This is a genomic window from Flavobacterium sp. 83, from assembly GCF_000744835.1.
In the GTDB taxonomy this organism is placed as follows: Bacteria; Bacteroidota; Bacteroidia; order Flavobacteriales; family Flavobacteriaceae; genus Flavobacterium.
Window position 1 is genome coordinate 2,804,892 of sequence record NZ_JQMS01000001.1, and the last position, 23,230, is coordinate 2,828,121.

The 23,230-nt window shown below is 34.4% G+C and carries 15 protein-coding genes, 4 tRNA genes and 3 rRNA genes; 16 read left to right on the top strand and 6 right to left on the bottom strand.

Features of this window, described 5'->3' with window-relative positions; genetic code table 11:
• Positions 1 to 11 precede the first annotated feature (11 nt).
• Together T410_RS12290 and T410_RS17245 are read right to left on the bottom strand one after the other, a co-directional pair.
• On the bottom strand, positions 12 to 821 hold the full coding sequence (locus T410_RS12290) for an FAD-binding oxidoreductase (protein ID WP_238567374.1): 810 nt from the start codon (positions 819 to 821) through the stop codon (positions 12 to 14).
• A gap of 30 nt (positions 822 to 851) precedes the next feature.
• Positions 852 to 1,214, bottom strand: coding sequence for a globin domain-containing protein (locus T410_RS17245; RefSeq protein WP_238567375.1), 363 nt, complete (start codon positions 1,212 to 1,214; stop codon positions 852 to 854).
• A gap of 106 nt (positions 1,215 to 1,320) precedes the next feature.
• Here T410_RS17245 and T410_RS12295 point away from each other — a divergent pair, with 106 nt between their 5' ends.
• Together T410_RS12295 and T410_RS12300 are read left to right on the top strand one after the other, a co-directional pair.
• Entirely contained in the window at positions 1,321 to 2,196 is an 876-nt protein-coding gene (locus T410_RS12295; RefSeq protein ID WP_369793028.1) for a Cof-type HAD-IIB family hydrolase, read from the top strand.
• A 153-nt stretch (positions 2,197 to 2,349) separates the two neighbouring features.
• Positions 2,350 to 3,303, top strand: a complete 954-nt coding sequence (locus T410_RS12300) for a phosphoribosylaminoimidazolesuccinocarboxamide synthase (protein WP_035672149.1) — start codon at positions 2,350 to 2,352, stop codon at positions 3,301 to 3,303.
• Between the two features lie 392 nt (positions 3,304 to 3,695).
• On the opposite strand, the gene T410_RS12305 is transcribed toward T410_RS12300, so the two are convergent.
• Positions 3,696 to 4,784 carry a M42 family metallopeptidase gene (locus T410_RS12305; RefSeq protein WP_035672152.1) on the bottom strand — a complete coding sequence of 363 codons (1,089 nt, stop codon included), beginning with the start codon at positions 4,782 to 4,784 and terminating at the stop codon, positions 3,696 to 3,698.
• Positions 4,785 to 4,868: 84 nt separating this feature from the next.
• Here T410_RS12305 and T410_RS12310 point away from each other — a divergent pair, with 84 nt between their 5' ends.
• The 12 genes from T410_RS12310 to T410_RS12365 all read left to right on the top strand — a co-directional run bounded on the left by T410_RS12310 (position 4,869) and on the right by T410_RS12365 (position 18,251).
• Entirely contained in the window at positions 4,869 to 5,546 is a 678-nt protein-coding gene (locus T410_RS12310; protein WP_035672154.1) for a DUF4294 domain-containing protein, read from the top strand.
• Positions 5,547 to 6,449: 903 nt separating this feature from the next.
• A 16S ribosomal RNA gene (locus tag T410_RS12315) occupies positions 6,450 to 7,963 on the top strand.
• A 124-nt stretch (positions 7,964 to 8,087) separates the two neighbouring features.
• Positions 8,088 to 8,161 (top strand) — tRNA-Ile (locus T410_RS12320).
• 94 nt (positions 8,162 to 8,255) lie between these two features.
• A tRNA-Ala gene (locus tag T410_RS12325) sits at positions 8,256 to 8,329 on the top strand.
• A gap of 192 nt (positions 8,330 to 8,521) precedes the next feature.
• Positions 8,522 to 11,405 (top strand): 23S ribosomal RNA (locus T410_RS12330).
• 144 nt (positions 11,406 to 11,549) lie between these two features.
• Positions 11,550 to 11,659 (top strand): 5S ribosomal RNA (gene rrf, locus T410_RS12335).
• Together the 16S, 23S and 5S rRNA genes with 4 tRNA genes alongside form the textbook arrangement of a ribosomal RNA operon.
• A gap of 64 nt (positions 11,660 to 11,723) precedes the next feature.
• Positions 11,724 to 11,796: transfer RNA gene (locus T410_RS12340), tRNA-Phe, on the top strand.
• A gap of 6 nt (positions 11,797 to 11,802) precedes the next feature.
• A tRNA-Leu gene (locus T410_RS12345) sits at positions 11,803 to 11,888 on the top strand.
• 278 nt (positions 11,889 to 12,166) lie between these two features.
• Complete coding sequence (locus tag T410_RS12350; protein WP_035672157.1) at positions 12,167 to 12,919, top strand: LytTR family DNA-binding domain-containing protein; 753 nt, start codon at positions 12,167 to 12,169, stop codon at positions 12,917 to 12,919.
• Between the two features lie 43 nt (positions 12,920 to 12,962).
• Entirely contained in the window at positions 12,963 to 15,899 is a 2,937-nt protein-coding gene (locus T410_RS12355) for a histidine kinase (protein WP_238567376.1), read from the top strand.
• 245 nt (positions 15,900 to 16,144) lie between these two features.
• Positions 16,145 to 16,681: a hypothetical protein gene (locus T410_RS12360; protein WP_035672163.1), complete on the top strand. Its 537-nt coding sequence runs from the start codon at positions 16,145 to 16,147 to the stop codon at positions 16,679 to 16,681.
• 454 nt (positions 16,682 to 17,135) lie between these two features.
• Positions 17,136 to 18,251 (top strand): GTPase, encoded by a 1,116-nt coding sequence (locus tag T410_RS12365; RefSeq protein ID WP_035672166.1) that lies wholly within the window; start codon positions 17,136 to 17,138, stop codon positions 18,249 to 18,251.
• 69 nt (positions 18,252 to 18,320) lie between these two features.
• On the opposite strand, the gene nth is transcribed toward T410_RS12365, so the two are convergent.
• The 3 genes from nth to T410_RS12380 are packed head-to-tail and all read right to left on the bottom strand — an operon-like array spanning position 18,321 to position 20,272.
• Positions 18,321 to 18,977 carry an endonuclease III gene (gene nth, locus T410_RS12370; protein WP_035674519.1) on the bottom strand — a complete coding sequence of 219 codons (657 nt, stop codon included), beginning with the start codon at positions 18,975 to 18,977 and terminating at the stop codon, positions 18,321 to 18,323.
• A 4-nt stretch (positions 18,978 to 18,981) separates the two neighbouring features.
• On the bottom strand, positions 18,982 to 19,371 hold the full coding sequence (gene msrB / locus T410_RS12375; protein ID WP_035672169.1) for a peptide-methionine (R)-S-oxide reductase MsrB: 390 nt from the start codon (positions 19,369 to 19,371) through the stop codon (positions 18,982 to 18,984).
• Positions 19,372 to 19,405: 34 nt separating this feature from the next.
• Positions 19,406 to 20,272: an alpha/beta fold hydrolase gene (locus T410_RS12380; protein ID WP_035672172.1), complete on the bottom strand. Its 867-nt coding sequence runs from the start codon at positions 20,270 to 20,272 to the stop codon at positions 19,406 to 19,408.
• A 202-nt stretch (positions 20,273 to 20,474) separates the two neighbouring features.
• On the opposite strand from T410_RS12380, the gene T410_RS12385 reads away from it, so the two are divergent.
• Entirely contained in the window at positions 20,475 to 21,896 is a 1,422-nt protein-coding gene (locus tag T410_RS12385; RefSeq protein ID WP_035672175.1) for a glycogen synthase, read from the top strand.
• A complete protein-coding gene (locus T410_RS12390) occupies positions 21,893 to 23,173 on the top strand; it encodes a glucose-1-phosphate adenylyltransferase (RefSeq protein ID WP_035672177.1) in 1,281 nt (426 codons plus the stop codon). Before T410_RS12385 ends, T410_RS12390 begins: the two co-directional genes overlap by 4 nt.
• Positions 23,174 to 23,230 lie beyond the last annotated feature (57 nt).

Sequence of the window (23,230 nt, forward strand, 5' to 3'; positions counted from 1 at the left end):
ATTAAAATGTGCTAATTAAGGCTTAATAATTGAGGGCCAAATTCTTCGTAAAGTATATTTTCTCTATTTACGCCAAGTGCAACCAAAGATTGATATTGCACTTTTATAAAAATTGCCGGTCCGCAAATATAATATTTTGCATCCTCAATAAGGATTTCTTCTTTAATTTGATGTAAATCGATTCGTCCTTCGATAGCATTTGTTTCTGATTCGGGTAAAGTTTCATAAAAAACGAAAGAGGTTAACCATTCATTTTCGTTATTTAATTCCTCGATAGTATCTTTAAACGCATGAACATTTTCATTGCGACAACTATGAATCCAAACCGTTTGATTTTTTTGAAGGGAATTTTTATTAGTTTCTACCATACTCATCATTGGAGTAAGTCCAACACCGCCACTAACTAATACTAAAGGATTTGTTGCTTTTGGATCTGCAAAAAATACACCCGCTGGTGCGCTAACTTCGATTATATCACCTTCCTTTTTGTTATGCAATGCATTGGAAACGATACCGTCAGGCGTTGTATTTTGACTAATTTCTTTTTTTACAGAAATTCTGTAATAGTCATTATTAGAATGGGAAGACAGGCTATATTGTCTAGGTTGTTTATGACCTAATTCAGAAATAAAGATGCTTACCGATATGTATTGTCCTGGATAGAAATTGGCAATTTCTTTGTTATCTTCCGGTTTTAGGTAAAATGAATTAATTTCGTCGCTTTCTTTTACAATTTTAGAGATTACGAAGGTTCTCCAACCTTTCCAGCCTCCTTTTTTATTGTTTGTTTTTTGATACATCTCAGCTTCAATACCAATCATTATTTGAGCTAATTCATTGTAAGCACATGTTCAGGCATCAATTAATTCAGTAGTTGCTAAATCTCCTAATACTTCTTTTATCGATCCAATTAAATGATTTCCAACAATATCATATTGCTCAGGTTGAATATTTAAGCTTACATGTTTATTTCCAATTGATTTTAACGTATTGATTAAAACAGTAGGATTTTCTATGTTTTCAGCGTAAGCAAGAACAGCTCCACTCAAAGCATTTTGTTGTTTTCCACTAGCTTGATTTGCCATATTAAAAATGTTTTTCAACTCGGGATTATTTGATAGCATTCTTTGGTAAAAATACGTTATCAAATCATTTCCATTTTTTTTCAAAATTGGCACAGTGGCTTTTATTAATTCTTTTTGACTTGCATTCATAATTTATTATAATTTAATTTTTTACAAATATAGCAATCATTTTTTAAACATCGATTAAGAAAGATTAACCTAAACTTTTTATAAATTTTTGTGTTTCTATTTAAAATTGAATAAATTTGGATTTATTAAAAATGACAGTGAAAAACGAATGATGCTACACGAAAAAATAAAAGTTGTAATAAGCGATTTAGACGGAACCTTATTAAATTCAGATCACAAAATTTCAGAATATACCAAAACTGTTTTTCAAGAACTACACAATCAAAACTATTTAATAATTGTAGCAACAGGTCGTCACCATTTAGACGCGATGCCTATTGTGGAATGTTTAGGGATTCCACTTTATTTAGTTACCTCTAACGGGGCAAGGATTCATTCCCCGGCAAAAGAACTTCTTTTCTCAGTTAATATGGAAAGCGAAGCTGTAAAATCAATCTTATCCTTAGATATTGATCCTGAGATTACAACCGTTTTGTTTAGAGAAAATGTTTGGCAAACCAATAAACACAATGAAAAATTAAATAGTTTTCAAACGGAATTAAATTATCATCCAGAACTAGTAGATTTTAATGCAGTTGAAGATTTAAATGCCATAAAAGTTTTTTTTACCCATGATTCTCATTCGAAATTATTGGAACTAAGAGAACAAATTCTAGAAAATCATTCCTCCCTTTTTAGTCATGCCTTTAGTCTTCCGCTTTGTTTGGAATTCATGGATAAATCAGTAGACAAAAGTGTTGCCATAGCAAAAATTCTAGAAAAAGAAAACCTGCTTTTCCATGAAGCAATAGCTTTTGGTGATGGATTCAATGATGAAAATATGCTTAAATCAACTGGTAAAGGATTAATCATGGGAAATGCGCCTGAGAGTTTGAAAGATAAACTTTCTCATTTAGAAGTAATATTAACGAATGATAATGAGGGAGTTGCAAAATACCTATCCAAAGAATTATTAAAAAAATATACTTCACGAGTAGAGTAGGTGTGAGTAATAAATTTGCTTTTTTTTTAAAATTTTCAGATTTATTTCTTGAGAACGATTTATTTATACTTTGCGAATAAGGATTCTTTGCTTTTCTTTCTAAAATAATCATAAATTTGCAGCGACATAAAAAACAACACAACATAAATAATAATGAGCAACACCATCACAACTACAAATTTTAATTTTCCAAACCAGAAATCAGTTTACAGAGGTAAAGTAAGAGAAGTTTACAATATAAATGATGATCTTTTAGTAATGGTTGCCACAGATAGGCTTTCAGCTTTTGATGTAGTTTTGCCAAAAGGAATTCCATATAAAGGCCAAATCCTAAATCAAATAGCTACTAAATTCATGGAATTAACCCAAGATATTGTACCCAATTGGTTAATTGCAACTCCTGATCCTAATGTTGCTGTAGGACATTTATGTGACCCTTTCAAAGTTGAAATGGTAATTCGTGGTTATGTTTCAGGGCACGCTGCCCGCGAATATGCTCTTGGTAAAAGAGAAATTTGTGGTGTTAAAATGGCTGAGGGTTTAAAAGAAAACGATAAGTTTCCTGAGCCAATTATTACACCTACAACTAAAGCTGATAACGGAGAACATGATGCTGATATTTCAAGAGAAGCTATTCTTTCTAAAGGGATTGTTTCGGAGGAAGATTATTTGATTTTAGAAAAATATACCAGAGCATTATTTCAAAGAGGAACTGAAATTGCTGCCAGTCGCGGATTGATTTTGGTGGATACCAAATATGAATTTGGTAAAACTAAAGACGGAGTAATTGTTTTGATTGATGAAATTCACACACCAGATTCTTCTCGCTATTTTTATGCAGATGGATATCAGGAAAGACAAGACAAAAACGAAGAACAAAAACAATTATCGAAAGAGTTTGTTCGTCGATGGTTAATTGAAAATGGTTTTCAAGGACTCGAAGGGCAACAAATTCCTAATATGACTGACGAATATATTGAAACTGTTTCTGAGAGATATATTGAATTATACGAGAATATTTTAGGAGAGAAATTCGCTAAAGCTGATATTTCAAATATTGATGAAAGAATAAACAAAAATGTCTTGGCTTATTTAGCAAATAGATAAAAGAGGGTTTTTGCAAAAAAAAAGAAAACCGCAATTCTGAATTGCGGTTTTTTTTTTTATTTAAAAAGAAATAATTAAATCATTAGAAGTTGTTTGCCCTGAATTTTAGAAAATAAGAGCAATCCTTAAATTGCACTTATTGTTGCAAACAAAATATCTGATTGTATGTCCCAAACTAAGTTAGTATATCCATAAGTCGTAGTCATTGATTTTGTGTTTACAACCCATCAAGGACTGTAGTGAAAAATTTGGAAGTAAAAAAAGTTACAATTTCTTCCGATAAAGTAAAATCATCTTCAAGTTGTAGAATTTTCATGGAATTGTTTATTTGTTAATTTGGTCATTTGCTTAAATCGGTTAACTGAATAACCAAATTTACGTTTAAACAGTTTTTATTTAAAATAAGAAAAGGTTTCCTCGTTTTCTAACTTCAACAAGGTTTCATAGATCAATTTAATCACGTTTTCAACATCATCACGATGAACCATTTCTACTGTTGTATGCATATAACGCAACGGCAATGATATCAAAGCTGAGGCTACACCACCATTACTATACGCAAAAGCATCTGTATCTGTTCCTGTAACACGTGATGAAGCTAATCTTTGAAACGGAATTTCTTTTGCCATAGCAGTTTCCAAAATAAATTCTCTCAAATTATTCTGAACGGCAGGAGCATAAGTTACTACTGGACCTTTACCTATTTTAGTATCTCCTTCAATTTTCTTTTCAATCATTGGAGTAGTAGAGTCGTGGCAAACATCAGTAACAATTGCTACATTAGGCTTGATAGTTTTGGTGATCATTTCAGCACCACGAAGACCTACTTCTTCCTGAACAGAATTAGTGATGTACAATCCAAAAGGAAGTTTTATTTTGTTTTCATGTAACAAACGTGCTACTTCGGCAATCATAAAACCGCCCATACGGTTGTCAATAGCACGACAAACAAATTTGTTTTCGTTCAAAATCATGAATTCATCTGGATAGGTTATTACGCAACCTACATGAACGCCCATTTTATCAACTTGATCTTTAGTCTCGCAACCAATGTCGATAAATAAATTATCAACTTTAGCCACTTCCTCTTTTCCTCGATTACGGGTATGAATTGCCGGCCAGCCAAAAACTCCTTTTACAATTCCATTCTTAGTATGAATGTTGACACGTTTTGAAGGAGCAATTTGGTGATCTGAACCACCATTTCTAATCACATAAATTAATCCATCATCAGTAATGTAGTTTACATACCAAGAAATTTCGTCAGCATGACCTTCAATAACTACCTTGTAAGGAGCATCTGGATTTATAATTCCTACGGCGGTACCATACGTATCAGTTACAAAGGTATCAACATAAGGTTTCAAGTAATCCATCCATAATTTTTGCCCGCTACTCTCATATCCAGTTGGTGAGGCATTGTTAAGGTAGTTCTCTAAAAATTTAAGTGAAGTCTTATTTAGTATTGATTTAGTGCTCATAAAATTATTTTTTTGCTAAATTATAAATTTGGCATCACAGTTGTATATATAATGTATAATTTTGGCAATTAAATTTTTCATCTTATGAAGATCGTTACGCTTTTATTATTTTTTCTTTTTACAACTATATATGTTAATGCTCAAGTAGTACCAAAGGATACAACCAAGATGGGTTATGTAGTAATGGAAAATGATTCTATACTCAATGATACCATTCAATTGCCTGAAATAGTCATTCATAAAGAGAAACTCGATCCCGAAGCAAAAAAGCAATTTCTGATTCTTCAAAACCGTGTATACAAGACTTATCCATACGCAAAACTCGGAGCCGAAAGGTTAACAGTACTGAATAAAGGTATGGCTAATCTAAAAACAGGCAGAGAGAAAAAGAAATACTTTAAGATTGTTGAAGATTACCTTAGTAATGAATTTGAAGCGAAGCTTAAAAAACTATCACGTAAACAAGGTCAAATCTTGGTGAAACTAATTCACCGCCAAACAGGGACTACGACTTATGAGCTTATCAAAGATCTTAAAAGCGGTTGGAAAGCCTTTTGGTCAAATACAGCAGCAAGTATGTTTAATATTAACTTAAAAACAAAATATGCTCCTTATGATGATAATGAAGATTTTTTAATAGAAACCATATTAGTTCGAGCTTTTGAATCTGGAAGATTGCAAAACCAGAGTCCGGCAAATCCAGTTGATTATGATTATCTAACGAATACTTGGGAATCCAGAGCTCAAAAATTAAAACAATAATGTCATTTGGGCGTTTCCCATTATATAAAAAGGAGGCAATTATCATTATAGGTAGTTGCCTCCTTTTTATATAATAGGCCGGGCTATCCGCTTCAAGTCCTCGTCCCGCAGAAAAAGCGTGACTGTGGGCTTTTCACTACTATCCCTAACGCAGGTAAACATTTTAATCGAGTTAGTCCTTTTATTGAAGTAAAAATACCATCTACAATATTTTATTATTTCCTTATATAGGAATGAATCATCAGCTATTTCGGTTACCTATATACGATGTTAGTTATTGTCGTTTCTTAATAAAGTCACTTTTCCTTATGATATTAGCGGAACTTGTGCGGGGGAGAAAATAAAAACGATTTACAAGAATCACGTTTACAGCGAGTTGAAACAAACATTAGTACAACATTAAAAAAAAGTGATTAAAAAGCTTGAAAAAGGGAATAAAGGGTCTACTTTTGCACCCGCAATGACGCAGAAGTTATTTGATAAACTGGCAAGATATACGAATCCAAGGAGAGAATTTATTTTCTAAAAAAGATTCAGAAAAGCTTGTGAGATTAGAAAACGGATGTTACATTTGCACCCCGCAAAACAGTGGAAGTTCCTTGACAAACTGATAAGAAATAGAGAAGATAGAGGGATTAAATTTCTTTAAAAAAACTTCAAAAATTTCTTGCCAGTTGAGAAAAGAGTTTGTACTTTTGCACCCGCTTTGAGAAACACTTTAAGGAGTGTTGATAAAGAGAAGAAAAGATAAGAACACGTTCCTAGACATATTGAATTGACAGCCGTTTTGAAAGAGATTTCAAGACAAAAGAATAAGAGTAATAGAATCGAGAGATTTGAAAAAACCACTAGAATTTAGTCGAATAAACAAAGAGAACAGATTTATCTGAACTCACACAATATACGATGAAGAGTTTGATCCTGGCTCAGGATGAACGCTAGCGGCAGGCTTAACACATGCAAGTCGAGGGGTATAGGTTTTCGGACCTAGAGACCGGCGCACGGGTGCGTAACGCGTATGCAATCTACCTTTCACAGAGGGATAGCCCAGAGAAATTTGGATTAATACCTCATAGTATAGCAGTTTCGCATGAGACCACTATTAAAGATTTATCGGTGAAAGATGAGCATGCGTCCCATTAGCTAGTTGGTAAGGTAACGGCTTACCAAGGCTACGATGGGTAGGGGTCCTGAGAGGGAGATCCCCCACACTGGTACTGAGACACGGACCAGACTCCTACGGGAGGCAGCAGTGAGGAATATTGGACAATGGGCGCAAGCCTGATCCAGCCATGCCGCGTGCAGGATGACGGTCCTATGGATTGTAAACTGCTTTTGTACAGGAAGAAACACTACTTCGTGAAGTAGCTTGACGGTACTGTAAGAATAAGGATCGGCTAACTCCGTGCCAGCAGCCGCGGTAATACGGAGGATCCAAGCGTTATCCGGAATCATTGGGTTTAAAGGGTCCGTAGGCGGTTTAGTAAGTCAGTGGTGAAAGCCCATCGCTCAACGGTGGAACGGCCATTGATACTGCTAAACTTGAATTATTAGGAAGTAACTAGAATATGTAGTGTAGCGGTGAAATGCTTAGAGATTACATGGAATACCAATTGCGAAGGCAGGTTACTACTAATATATTGACGCTGATGGACGAAAGCGTGGGTAGCGAACAGGATTAGATACCCTGGTAGTCCACGCCGTAAACGATGGATACTAGCTGTTGGGCGCAAGTTCAGTGGCTAAGCGAAAGTGATAAGTATCCCACCTGGGGAGTACGTTCGCAAGAATGAAACTCAAAGGAATTGACGGGGGCCCGCACAAGCGGTGGAGCATGTGGTTTAATTCGATGATACGCGAGGAACCTTACCAAGGCTTAAATGTAGATTGACCGGTTTGGAAACAGACTTTTCGCAAGACAATTTACAAGGTGCTGCATGGTTGTCGTCAGCTCGTGCCGTGAGGTGTCAGGTTAAGTCCTATAACGAGCGCAACCCCTGTTGTTAGTTGCCAGCGAGTCATGTCGGGAACTCTAACAAGACTGCCAGTGCAAACTGTGAGGAAGGTGGGGATGACGTCAAATCATCACGGCCCTTACGCCTTGGGCTACACACGTGCTACAATGGCCGGTACAGAGAGCAGCCACTGGGCGACCAGGAGCGAATCTATAAAACCGGTCACAGTTCGGATCGGAGTCTGCAACTCGACTCCGTGAAGCTGGAATCGCTAGTAATCGGATATCAGCCATGATCCGGTGAATACGTTCCCGGGCCTTGTACACACCGCCCGTCAAGCCATGGAAGCTGGGGGTGCCTGAAGTCGGTGACCGCAAGGAGCTGCCTAGGGTAAAACTGGTAACTAGGGCTAAGTCGTAACAAGGTAGCCGTACCGGAAGGTGCGGCTGGAACACCTCCTTTCTAGAGCCTTAGTGTTAGTATTTATACACGCTAGGGAAAGAAGACGAAAGTTCAAGTTGGAAACAAATGCCAATATTTTATTACTCTTGCTGTTAGTTCAAATAATACCATTTAAGAATAAGAGTGTCTCGTAGCTCAGCTGGTTAGAGTACTACACTGATAATGTAGGGGTCGACAGTTCGAGTCTGTCCGAGACAACTATTTTAGACTTAAAAGAAAAGAAGAAATTCTAGAGTTGAGGAGTTATGAAGTGAAAATTCATAATTCATAATTCACAATTCATAAATAGATTGGGGGATTAGCTCAGCTGGCTAGAGCGCCTGCCTTGCACGCAGGAGGTCAACGGTTCGACTCCGTTATTCTCCACTATCTTGAGTAGTAATTATTAAGGATTGGGTAGTAAGTATGACTTACGACTTTATAATTAATAATTCATACCTAAAGAAAAAGTTCATTGACATATTGAGATAAGAAAATAATAAAAAGTAGAAAGCATTTTTTGCTTGTTTATTTATAGACAAGTAGAAGAAACGGCACATTTTAATTAATGTGTTGGTACAATAAGCAAAATAAGGGCGTATGGGGGATGCCTTGGCTCTCAGAGGCGATGAAAGGCGTGATAAGCTGCGAAAAGTTACGGGGATTGGCACACACGATATGATCCGTAAATACCTGAATGGGGCAACCCACTATGTTGAAGACATAGTACACCGATAGGTGGGCAAACCCGCTGAACTGAAACATCTAAGTAGGCGGAGGAGAAGAAAACAAAAGTGATTCCGTAAGTAGTGGCGAGCGAACGCGGATTAGCCCAAACCAATGATGTTACGGCATTGTTGGGGTTGTAGGACCACGACATTTGTTGCGGATAGAATTAGAATCTACTGGAAAGTAGAGCCAAAGAAGGTGATAGCCCTGTATAAGTAATAGAAGATAACGATAGTGGTATCCTGAGTAGGGCGGGGCACGTGAAACCCTGTCTGAATTTGGCGGGACCATCCGCTAAGGCTAAATACTCCTGAGAGACCGATAGTGAACCAGTACCGTGAGGGAAAGGTGAAAAGAACCGTGAATAACGGAGTGAAATAGATCCTGAAACCATACGCTTACAAGCGGTCGGAGCCCTTTCGTGGGGTGACGGCGTGCCTTTTGCATAATGAGCCTACGAGTTAACGTTGCTGGCAAGGATAAGTGGTTAAGCCACGGATCCGTAGCGAAAGCGAGTCTGAATAGGGCGCTTTAGTCAGTAGTGTTAGACGCGAAACCGTGTGATCTACCCATGGGCAGGATGAAGCTGTGGTAACACATAGTGGAGGTCCGAACCGGTTGACGTTGAAAAGTCTTCGGATGACCTGTGGGTAGGGGTGAAAGGCCAATCAAACTCGGAAATAGCTCGTACTCCCCGAAATGCATTTAGGTGCAGCGTTATGCATAAAGTTATATAGAGGTAGAGCTACTGATTGGATGCGGGGGCTTCACCGCCTACCAATTCCTGACAAACTCCGAATGCTATATAATGTTTCATAACAGTGAGGGCTTGGGTGCTAAGGTCCAAGTCCGAGAGGGAAAGAACCCAGACCATCAGCTAAGGTCCCCAAATATACGCTAAGTTGAAAGAACGAGGTTTGTCTGCCCAGACAGCTAGGATGTTGGCTTGGAAGCAGCCATTCATTTAAAGAGTGCGTAACAGCTCACTAGTCGAGCGGACGAGCATGGATAATAATCGGGCATAAGCGTATTACCGAAGCTATGGATTTACAATTAATTGTAAGTGGTAGGGGAGCATTCTAACAGGGTTGAAGGTGTGTCGTAAGGCATGCTGGACTGGTTAGAAAAGAAAATGTAGGCATAAGTAACGATAATGCGGGCGAGAAACCCGCACACCGAAAGACTAAGGTTTCCACAGCTATGCTAATCAGCTGTGGGTTAGTCGGGACCTAAGGCGAACCCGAAAGGGACAGTCGATGGACAACGGGTTAATATTCCCGTACTAGTTATTACTGTGATGGGGTGACGGAGTGATGAAAGCGCCGCGAACTGACGGAATAGTTCGTTGAAGTACCTACCTATAAGCTGCGCAGGCAAATCCACGCGGCTTGGGGAAATACGATAGTACTCGGAGTCTTCGGACAAAGAGATAGTGCGCCTAAGGGCTTCCAAGAAAAACCTCTAAACTTCAGGTAATAAGTACCCGTACCGCAAACCGACACAGGTAGTCGAGGAGAGAATCCTAAGGTGCTCGAGAGATTCATGGCTAAGGAATTAGGCAAAATAGACCCGTAACTTCGGGAGAAGGGTCGCCAGCAGCAATGCTGGCCGCAGTGAAGAGGTCCAGGCGACTGTTTATCAAAAACACAGGGCTCTGCAAAATCGTAAGATGAAGTATAGGGCCTGACACCTGCCCGGTGCTGGAAGGTTAAGAGGAGATGTTATCTTCGGAGAAGCATTGAATTGAAGCCCCAGTAAACGGCGGCCGTAACTATAACGGTCCTAAGGTAGCGAAATTCCTTGTCGGGTAAGTTCCGACCTGCACGAATGGTGTAACGATCTGGACACTGTCTCAGCCATGAGCTCGGTGAAATTGTAGTAGCGGTGAAGATGCCGCTTACCCGCAGTGGGACGAAAAGACCCTGTGCACCTTTACTATAGCTTAGTATTGACCTTGGATAAATGATGTGTAGGATAGGTTGGAGACTGTGAAGTGGCGTCGCTAGGCGTTGTGGAGTCATTGTTGAAATACAACCCTTTGTTTATCTGAGGCCTAACCCCGTTTTGCGGGGGACATTGCTTGGTGGGTAGTTTGACTGGGGTGGTCGCCTCCAAAAGAGTAACGGAGGCTTCTAAAGGTTCCCTCAGTACGCTTGGTAACCGTGCGTAGAGTGCAATGGCATAAGGGAGCTTGACTGAGAGACATACAGGTCGATCAGGTACGAAAGTAGAGCATAGTGATCCGGTGGTTCCGCATGGAAGGGCCATCGCTCAAAGGATAAAAGGTACGCCGGGGATAACAGGCTGATCTCCCCCAAGAGCTCATATCGACGGGGGGGTTTGGCACCTCGATGTCGGCTCGTCACATCCTGGGGCTGGAGAAGGTCCCAAGGGTTGGGCTGTTCGCCCATTAAAGTGGCACGCGAGCTGGGTTCAGAACGTCGTGAGACAGTTCGGTCTCTATCTACTGTGGGCGCAAGAAATTTGAGTGGATCTGATTCTAGTACGAGAGGACCGAATTGGACAAACCTCTAGTGTATCTGTTGTCACGCCAGTGGCATCGCAGAGTAGCTACGTTTGGAAGGGATAAGCGCTGAAAGCATATAAGCGCGAAACCCACCACAAGATGAGATTTCTTTTAAGGATCGTGGGAGATGACCACGTTGATAGGCTATAGATGTAAAGGCAGTAATGTCATAGTCGAGTAGTACTAATAATCCGTAAGCTTATGTACGCTTTTCCCCGGGGTAACCCGGGGAAGAAACTTTCTCAACACTTTTTGTTTTCTTTATCTCAGTATGTTAAGATATTATGTAGTTAATTGTCAATTATAAATCGTCAATTGTTACAATAATTGCCCAAAGCAATTATAACCTCTTAAGGTGGTTATTGCGGCGGGGCTCACCTCTTCCCATCCCGAACAGAGTAGTTAAGCCCGCCTGCGCAGATGGTACTGCAGTTATGTGGGAGAGTATGTCGTCGCCTTTCTTTAAAAGCCCTGTTCTAATGAGCGGGGCTTTTTATTAATAACTTCATATAATGAATGTATATTGGTACCTTAGCTCAGATGGTAGAGCAATGGACTGAAAATCCATGTGTCCCTGGTTCGATCCCTGGAGGTACCACTAAATGCTCGGATGGTGAAATTGGTAGACACGCTGGACTTAAAATCCAGTGAACAGCAATGTTCGTGCGGGTTCAAGTCCCGCTCTGAGTACAAGAAACTTCAATTGGCTAACGCTGATTGAAGTTTTTTTTGTTAATTAATTTTGATGATTGATGATCAATGGATTAATACCAAAACCTGTTGAGCAATAAAAATTAAGGATCAATCCTAAAAGTTGGGGATTAGGGAAAAAGATTGCATAATCTAAATAAGAAGAAAATCTCCTTTAGTTAAACACTCTTTTTTTATTGATTATAGCTGTTTTTAATATTCCATATTGGTAGGTTTCCTCTTTTATATGTAGTATTTTTAGTTTAAATATTTTGTTAATGAAAATAAAAATAATTATAGTTGACGACGAATCCCATGCACGTAGTTTTTTAAAAAAATTATGTAACCATCTATATAATGATAAAATTGAAATTGTTGATGAATGTGACTCTGTTAAAAAAGCAGTCATATCTATTAAAAAACATAATCCGGATATTGTCTTTTTAGACATTCAAATGCCTGAAGAAAATGGTTTTGGACTTTTTAAATATTTTGAAACGGTTGAATTTGATACTATTTTTACTACAGCTCATAAAGAATATGCTATAGACGCTATTAAAAATAGCGCTTTAGATTATCTTATTAAACCTATTGATATAAAAGATTTTAAATTGGCTATTTCTCGATTTTTTAAGGCTAAATTAGATAGGGTTAATCTTGATCGTTATAAATTATTAGCAGAGAATATTGCAAACCAAAATACAGGTAAAGAAAGGATTGTTTTTGCCTCAAAAACTGGTTTTGAAGTAGTACAGGCCAATACAATTATTTTTTGTAAATCTGATGGGGCTTATACAATTGTTCATACTTTGGACAAAAAATATTTTACTTCTAAATCGTTTAAGGAAACTTGTGAATTACTTCATTCTTCTAATTTTTTGAGAGTACATAGGAGTTTTTTAATTAATATTAATTTTATTAACAGTTTTAGGTCTGATGAGTTTATCTTAGAAATGATTACTGGCGATAAAATTCCGGTTTCAGATAAATCATTTACTAAAAAAGAATTAATTGATGCAATTTCTAAATAGATTAATATTTTTTTTTATTCTGCTATTTTTTCCATGTTTACTTTTGGGGCAATATTTTCCGTCTAGGAATTATTCAACTAAAGACGGTTTACCTAATAATGCAGTACGTTCATTATTTTTGGATTCAAAAGATGTTTTATGGATTGGTACTGAAAATGGTGTTTCTAGAATGCATAATGGTTTATTTTCTAATCTTGATGTAACTGATGGTTTAGGACACAACAGCTGTTGGGATATTAATCAGGATATGAATGGAAATATGTGGTTTGCGAGTTACGGAGGCGGTGTTAGTAAATATGATGGCAAAAAATTTACTGTTTTTACCACAAAAAATGGTCTGCTAGCTGATAAAACTCGGAAAGTATTTCCTTTTAAAAATAAAATGTACATTGGTACTGAACAAGGAGTTTCGATTATTGATATAAATACTAATAAATTAGTAACCCCAAAAGTACCCCCTCATAAAGAAGATTTTATTAGTATTTCGTTTTTCGAATATAAAGGAGAAGTTTATTTCGCTTCTATTTTTAATGGTTTGTTTAAAATTGACGAATCAGATTTAAAGCCCAAAATTATCCCAATATTTTTGCATAAAAATACGTATGAATTGGCTCTTTTTGGATCAACACTTTATAGTAGTAATGAAGGCTTTATAGATAAATTTGATATAAAGGATCTTTTCAAAGACAAAATATATTCTAAAAAATTTGGAAAATCCTTTGTTTGGCAATACGTAAAAGACAAAAGAAACTCAATTTATGCAGCTGCTTGGGGGGTATATGCCCCAGATGGTGGACTTTATAAAATTGAGAATGATAAAATGATTAATGTTTCTGAATACTATGGAATAGATTCTAAAATTTTACTAAATGTGGTATATGACAAATCTAAAGATATTTTATATGTAGGTTCCAATGATAAAGGAATTTATGAAGTTCGATTGGATCAAATAATTGATTACAATTTATTTGGTACTAAATCAGTCATAGATTTCGAAAATTTGGGGAAACAAAAATTAATTTTGCACAGCCAAGGTTTAACTGTTTTAGATCCAAATAAGGAAATTTTAAAAACTATTTCACTTGTTGATTTTAAAAATTTCGAATTAAAATTTTTAAACAATGGAAATAAAGTCCGTAACAAGCAAGGAATTGAATCAAGAGATTTTGAATTGAATTTTACGATTCCAGCCAGTGGAATTGAGTTTTATGAAATGGTTAAAGCTGATAATTCTTTTTGGATAGGCAGTAATATAGGTATATTTGAAATTGACAATTTAGGGGATATTATAAATTACTTACCAAAACACAGTTTGAAAATCGGTTTTGCATATGATGGTAAATTTATTGAGACTATTACTTATGCAGGTACCAGATTGTATGACGATGTTCACAGTCCAATCTGTAAACATTTTTCAAAGTTCGATAAAAAAACACCACAGTTTATTGTTAAAATTCTTACTAACAGAGATAAAACGTATTTGTTATCCGTTTTTAATGGATTATATGTTTATAAAAACAATCAGTTTCATTCCTATTTAGCTGAAGGAATTTGGAAAGAGAAAAAATTTAAGCATATTGCAATTAACAACAAAGGACAACTTATTTTGGCTGCTGAATTTGGGAATGTTTTTATTGTAGATGATTTAAAAGCTTTTAAAATTCTAAAAACGATTTACAAAAAAGAAATTGTAGGTAACACCATTTTATTTTTGGAAACATTTAAGGATTTTATTCTCATTGGAACTGAAAAAGGAATTAACATTTATAAGGATGGTATTGTTCGATTAATTGATAAAGAACAAGGTTTAAAAGATGAGGCGGTTACAACTTCTCAGATTTTTGATAATCAATTGTGGTTAGGAACTAAAAAAGGATACTATATTATTGATTTAAATCGATTAATAGCACCACAAATGACTGCGTCAGGGATGGTGATTTCATCTATAGCAATCAATAATATTCCTATTAGTTCAGCGAATTACAAATGGTTTCGCTATAATTCAAAAGAACTAATTTGTGATTATAAAAACAATTCGTTTTCTATTGATTTTGTACCAGTGGGACATGCATTTCCTAATAAATTAAAATTCCGATATCGTTTAAAAAGCAGTAATCGGTGGAGTCCATATAGCGAGAAAACGAACTTGTTTTTACCTTATTTACCATACGGCAGTTATAATTTAGAAGTAGAAGTTTTTGATTTGAATGCTGGAAAAGCAACTATTTTTGAATTATTGAAAATTCGGATTGACCCACCGTTATGGTTGACTTGGTGGTTTATTGCTCTTGTAGTGTTGTTTGTATTTAATGTTTTGGTTTATTTGATTTTTAAATTCAAAAAGAAATCAAGAGAAAAAGCAGTTATTCAAAAACGTATAGCTGAAACCAAACTGGAAGCACTTTTAAGTCAAATGAATCCTCATTTTACATTTAATGCGATAAATGCAATACAGGATTATATTATCAGTAATGATATAGATAATTCATTAAAGTATACAGGAGAGTTTGCTAAGTTAATTCGTAAAACACTTGAAAATTCCTCTAAACAAACCATAACCATTGAGGAAGAAATTGAGTATTTAAAGTCCTATATTATTATTGAAAATATGCGTTATGATAACCGAATCGAAACTAATTTTCATATTGGAGATGATGTTGATGTTTATCATTCTAAAATTCCAACTATGTTGCTGCAACCATTTGTTGAAAATGTTTTTGTTCATGCCTTTAATGCTTCATTTACTTCTCCTAAACTGACAATTTCTTTTGAAATGTTATCCAAAAATATTTTGGAATGTAAAATTATTGATAATGGTATGAGCTTAACTGCTGCAAAAAAAATAAAAATTCATCAATCGAAAGGTATACAACTAACTAAAGAAAGGCTTTCACTTTTACAAAATTCGAATGTTAATCCTATAGACATCCAATTAACAGATAATAACGGAACAACTGTTATCATTAGACTTACTGTGTAATTAGTTTCTATTGCTAAATATAAAGGCTCTTTTCCAATTTTGGACAGAAGTGTTCTTCGTATACAAACCAATTAAGCACTCTCATAAGTTTAAAAGTAACTTTCATAAGATACTTTTATTTCTCTTCATAAGATACTTTTATTTCTCTTCATAAGATATTTTAATTTTGAAATTTTAGACAAACATAAACTGTTTTTTTTTTTTTGAATTTGACAGTTTAAAATATCAAAACTTAAATCAAAATTATGGGTTCTTTTTTTTTGCATTTGCAAAATTTTACTGTTGTTTCTTATATCACTTTTGTTACCGTTTTGTTGAGCTTCATTATAGAAGCTAAGTCAAATTCGCCATACAAATCACTTTTGTTTTCTAACATAGCCTTTGGAATATATAATTTTACCTTATTGACTGGCTCAGAAATAGATTTTCCAATATATTTTATTCTTTTCAGTTTTTTGGTCTGTTCTTGGTTCTTTATTTTAAAGAATATTGAAGAGGAGGAAGACGAGGATAGAGGTTTTTTGAGAAATAATCACAACAGCAATATTGTTGGTTTTAATGACAGTAATGCAATTCCATCATTTAAAAAAGTGCATTTGACCAGTTTTATAAATGTTATAAGCAATCAATTATCAAAAATATTAGAAAATAAATTGATGTTGTTTGTGATTCATTTATTTGAAAATGATGTCATTCATTACAAACACCCCCAACGAAAGTTGATACACGCGTTTACTTATCTAATTTTGATTTCCATACTAGTTTCGTTTTTTCTTGTATAGAAATATATTTTTTTGGAGTTTGGATTCAATGTGTTTCTATACGAGTAAGTACTATTTATTCCTCAAAAAGATACTTTCATAGCTATAAAAGTCTCTTTTATAAGATGACTAATTGAAAAAGAAAAGGAAATCTATTTTTGAAAAAAAGTATAATTAACTAACCAAAAATTATAATATGTGTCAAATTTTATTGTGAATACTGAGGTACTAAAAGTTCTAGCATTTCGGGTTTAACCGAAAGGTCCTATTTGTGTCAACCACAGGCGCCGATACAAATATCAAATTATCAAAAATAGTTCATAATTCCTTTGAATCTAATTTATGGTATGAACAAATTGAGAATAGTTAACATTTTTGTGAAAAAATGAATTAAAAAACTTGACAGTTTATAATATTCTTTTGGTGAAATAATAGACAAATAAAAATTTATATAATAACTAAATAAAATAAAACAATGGAAACAGTATTTGCAAATCAAGGAATATCAACATTTATTGAAACTTTAAAAAAAGAATATGCTGCTATAAAAAATGCAACAGTAAATATTGCAATTTCTGGACAAAGTGGTGCGGGTAAATCATCATTAATCAACGCAATTGTAGGGAGAAAAGTAGCGGAAGTTGGAATAACGGAAACTACTTTAGATATAAAAAAATATACTAGTAATGGAATTCATTTTTCTGATTTACCAGGATGTGGTACTGAAAAATTTCCAGTTAAAACATATCTAGAGCATTGTAATTTAGAGAATTTTGATGCTGTAATTGTTGTAACTGCAAATCGTTTTTATGAGAATGATATTTGGTTAATAAAAGAAATGATTAAAATTGGAAGACCCGTTTATGTTGTTCGTACAAAAATAGATGAATCTATCGCAAACGGAAAGCATGACGCTAACTTGAGCGAATATGAAGTCTTTGAAAAAGTGAAAAATGATATTAAAAGTAATGTTGGAAATATTCAAATTAAAGGAATCTATTTGACTTCATCGAGAGAGCCTTTAAAAATGGATTTGTCAAAATTATTAATCGATATTGAACAAAATTTAACTGGAATCAAAAAACAACGTTTTATAGCGGATGTTGCACCTTTGAATGAAAAAATTTTAGCGGAAAAAAATGCTATCGCAAAAAAGGCTGTCTCTTATGGAGCTTATACAGCTGCTGCAAATGGAATCAATCCAATTCCTGGTTTAGATATAAGTTTAGATATTGCAATTTTAATAACAATGTCTAAATCGATTCAAAATATTTATGGATTAGACGAAAAGAGCATTGATGAATTATCAAAAAGAATGGGTAATAATGCAAATTTTACTGTGCTTAAAGCAAAAGCAGGGCAATATGCTACTAAATTTATTGCTAAAGAAGGAATAATAATATTATTGAAAAGATTATCTGTAAATATAGGTTCTAAAGAAGTTTTAAAATACATTCCTTTTGTTGGACAAATTGCAGCAGCAGGTATTGGATACAAAATGACAGATAGTTTTGGTTCGGATTTAATAGATGAGTCAGAATCTTTAGTACGTGAAATATTAATCAAAAGCGAAGCTGAAATTATGCGTTAAATAACGACATATTTCATTTTTTTTAAGCTATAAATTATTTCAGAGTCCAATTAATCAAATCGAATTTGATTAAATGGGCTCTTTTTTGAAAACAGTATTGAAATACTCACAAACCCCATTAATCGGACACTCCTCACATTTAGGTCTTGGTCGGCAAATTTCTCTTCCCAAAAATGAAATAGCCATTCCAATTTCGCCCCAAATTTCTCTTGGTAGCACTTGCATGAGTTGTTTTTCGGCTTTAATGCCGTCCTTGGTTTCCGTGATTAAACCTATTCTTGGTGCAACGCGTATTACGTGCAAATCGGCAATTATACCTTCAGCAGGAACTTTAGCTTCTCGCATGATGACATTAGCTGATTTTCGTCCGATTCCCTTTAGGGCTACTAAACCGTCCATAGTTAGCGGAATGTTTTTGTCTTTTTGGATGGTTTGCGCGATTTCCAGCAACCAGTTAGCTTTCGTACTAAAGTTTCTGACACTTGAGATCTGGTGGAATAATGCGTCTCCATTTGACACCGCCAAACTTTCCATATTGGGATAAGCTTCAAATAAAGCTGGAGCAATTTTATTGATATGAGCATCTGAATCCTGCGCTGAAAGTAGCACCATAACCAATAATTGATATAAATTATGGTAGTCCAACGGATGTTTATTTCCTTTGTATTTTGTCAGGATAGGTTCTAATTTTATAGCCCAATTATCAGAATTTCCAAATAAATCCATAGCATTATTCTTTAAAATCAACAGATAAGGAATTTACGCAATACCGTTGCCCGGTTTTAGTAGGACCGTCATCAAATACATGACCAAGGTGACTACCACAATTGGCACAAAGAATTTCAGTACGTTTCATACCATGGGTAACATCCGAGATGTATTGTACTTTTCCAGGAATTGATTCATCAAAAGAAGGCCAACCACAATGTGCATCAAATTTAGAATTGCTTTCAAACAAAGGTTCTCCGCAGGCGCCACAGCAGTAGGTTCCTTTTTCGTAATGCAGGTTATACATTCCAGTGTGTGGATATTCAGTTCCTTTTTGTCGAAGAATTCGGTAGCGTTCAGCTCCCAATTGTTCTTTCCATTCTTGTTCTGTTTTTTCTAAAGGATATTTCATGATTTATAGTTTTATGTATAATAGTGTAATACGGTTATTTATTTTGAATGAATTGAACAGTTTTTTCAATTACTTTAGAGTTTCCTAGTATTTTTCTGTGCCCTAATCCGTCAGTTAAAAGTAACTCTCCATTTTTCAAGTGTTTATGAATGTTTATTCCTGCTGTCACGGGAACTTCATGATCGTTATTGTCATGGATTACTAAAACGGGTATACTAATTTCCTTTGCAGCCAAAAACGCAGAATAAGTATTCATCTCTTCTTTATATTTTCTTTCAAAATGCAAACGCAAGCGAGTGCTTATACTTGGGTTCAATTTTAATTTTGCTACAAAATCATCCATGATATCCTGAACAATATCTCCGCTGCCAATAACTACAGCTTTATTTACTTTAAACCCTTTTTTTATTGCATTTAAAATTGACATACCTCCTAAAGAATGACCAATTACGGCTTCGAAAGGGCCAAATTGATTGTCAATTTCTAAAATAGCAGCAATAAAATCAACCATAATAGTTGTTTTTCCGGGTGATTTTCCATGTGCTGGTGCATCAAAACTAATTGTTGAATATCCTACTTTAAGGAATTCATCTGCTATTTTGAATAACTGCGTTCCACGTCCTGACCAACCATGAACCAATAAAATTTTCTTTTCACTTTCTCCATAATTATATACCATTATCTGTTTTTTAATTGCTGGAATAACAATCAATTTCTGAGTGCTTTTATGGTTCATTTCCAATTCTCTTTTTGGAACTTTATATTTTATGGGAGTTGTAAATAGTTTGGCAGCAAATAAAGTTATCAATTTTGGCGAAATTAAAGAGATTAATTTACTCGTTAATAAGATAAACCTAGGAATTTTTAAAGATTGTACATGAATAGAAGTTTTTTTTGTCATTTCAATAAATTTTCATGTGTATCATTATGTTATGGTTTTTTTACTAAATTTAGAAAAACATAAAAGTACTGTTTTTTACAAAAGTTTATATTGAATTAACATAAAAAACAGATTTAATAATACTTGGGAAATGTTAGAAAATAAAGTAATTCCTAGTTTTAAGTCTTAGTAATAATTAATAAAAAAAAACAAAATTTCATAAATGGAAATATTTCATATCAGTGCAGAGTGTTACCCCGTAGCAAAAGTAGGTGGTTTAGCTGATGTTGTAGGGGCATTACCAAAATATCAAAATAATGCGGGGCATCTTGTAAGAGTTGTTATACCCTGCTATGATTCAAAATTTAGAAACGAAAATGATTTTGAATGTGTGCATTGGGGACATGTGAAATTAGGTAATTTTAATTTTCCGTTTAACGTTCTTAAAGAAAAAACGGATAAATTAGGATTTGAATTGTATCTGGTAGAGATTCCAGAATTATTCGACAGAAAGGATGTTTATGGATATCAAGATGATATTGAACGTTTTTTATCTTTCCAAATAGCAACTTTAGATTGGATCATTGGAAGAAATGAAGTTCCAGATGTTATCAACTGTCATGATCATCATACTGGTTTAGTGCCGTTTATGATGTTATATTGCTATAAATATGAAAAACTGAGAAATACGCCATCTATGATTACTATTCATAATGGACTGTACCAAGGGCAATTTGGTTTTGATAAATTATATTATTTACCTGAATTTGATTTGTCTCATGTTAAAGTTTTAGAATGGGATAATTGTATTAATTCCCTTGCGGTTGGAATTAAATGTGCTTGGGCTGTAACGACAGTTTCTCCAAATTATCTGAATGAAATCAATTACTCAGCGAATGGTCTAGAGTCCTTATTCAATTTGGTACGATATAAATCTAGAGGGATTTTGAACGGAATTGATATTGAGGTTTGGGATCCGGCAAAAGATGTGATGTTGGAGAAAAATTATTCCATTAAAAATTTTGAAAAAGGGAAGCAGGAAAATAAAGAAAAATTATGTAGCCTCTTTAATTTAGATCCAACAAAACCGCTTTTTAGTTTTATTGGAAGATTATTAGAAGAAAAAGGAGGGGATTTATTACCTCATGCTTCAGCACTTGCATTATCTGAAAATTATGGAGCAATTAATATTTTAATTTTAGGTTCGGGAAATCCAACAATTGAAAATCAACTGAACAGCTTATTGGATGATTATAAAGGCAACTACAATACTTTTATTGGATACAATGAAGAATTAGCCCATTTAATTTATGCTGGTTCTGATTTTCTGTTAATGCCTTCCAGAGTGGAACCATGTGGCTTAAATCAAATGTATTCACTGCGTTACGGAACAATTCCTATTGTAAGAAGAACCGGAGGTTTGAAAGATACTGTTATTGATTTTGGAGATGATGGAAATGGAATTTGTCATGATCAGGCTACAGTGGGAGATGTTTGTTATTCTATTCAAAGAGCGGTCGAATTATATGATGATAAAAAACATTTAAATGAAATCCGAAAAAAAGGAATGAGTACAGACCATTCCTGGGAAAGAGTTTGTCAAGAATATATAGAAATGTACAATTTAATAATTAATAAGAAATGAAAGCTAAAAAGAAAAATGTAATTGCGATAATTTTAGGAGGAGGTCAAGGATCCAGATTATTTCCGTTAACAGAAACAAGATCTAAACCAGCAGTGCCAATAGGGGGGAAATATAGATTAGTTGATATTCCTATTTCAAATTGTATGAATTCAGATATTTATAGAATGTTTGTTTTGACACAATTCAATTCTGCATCTTTGAATGCTCACATTAAAAATACCTATAATTTTAGTATTTTTAGCCACGCTTTTGTAGATATTCTTGCTGCGGAACAAACTCCAGATAATCCAACTTGGTTTCAAGGGACTGCAGATGCTGTTAGACAATGTATGCCTCACTTTTTAAATCATGATTTTGATTATGCTTTGATACTTTCCGGAGATCAATTATACCAAATGGATTTCAACGAAATGTTAGAGGAGCATATAAAAAATGAAGCTGATATCACTATAGCGACTTTACCAGTAAATGCAAAAGATGCTCCTGAATTTGGAATATTAAAAACAAATTCAGAGAGTTGTATCGAGTCCTTTATTGAAAAACCAGCAAAAGAATTATTACCAGATTGGGAATCGGATGTAAGTGAGCAAATGAAAAGTGAAGGGAAACATTATTTGGCTTCTATGGGAATCTACATATTCAACAAAAAATTGTTGGTAGATATCATGTCAAATAAAGAGACTAAAGATTTTGGTAAAGAGATTATTCCACAAGCGGTTGGGCATAAAAAGATATTAAGTTACCAATACGAAGGTTATTGGACTGATATTGGTAATATAGATTCTTTTTTTGAAGCTAATATTGGATTAACGGAAGACTTACCTAAATTCAATTTATTTGATAATGATAATAAAATATTTACCAGACCAAGATTATTACCACCATCAAAATTTCAAAAAACAACTGTTGATAGATCATTAATTTCTGAAGGCTGTATTTTGAATGCCAAAGAAATAAACCATTCTGTAATTGGTATTCGATCTAGGATTGGTGAAGGCACAATAATTCAAAATTGTTATGTAATGGGGAATGATTTCTACCAAAATATTGACGATATGAATGAAGATGTTAAAAATAATAAACTATTGATAGGTATTGGAGAAAGATGTTTTATTAATAATGCACTTGTAGATAAAAACTGTAGAATAGGTAATGATGTTTATATTAATGGAGGCAGTCATTTAGAAGATTTTTCAAATGAATTGTACGCTATTAAAGACGGAATTGTTGTTATTAAAAAAGGTGCTGTTATACCTGACAATTATATCATAAAGTAAATTTACAAACTGTTTTTTCTTTAATTTAATGTTCTAATTATTTTTTGTAATTAGAAA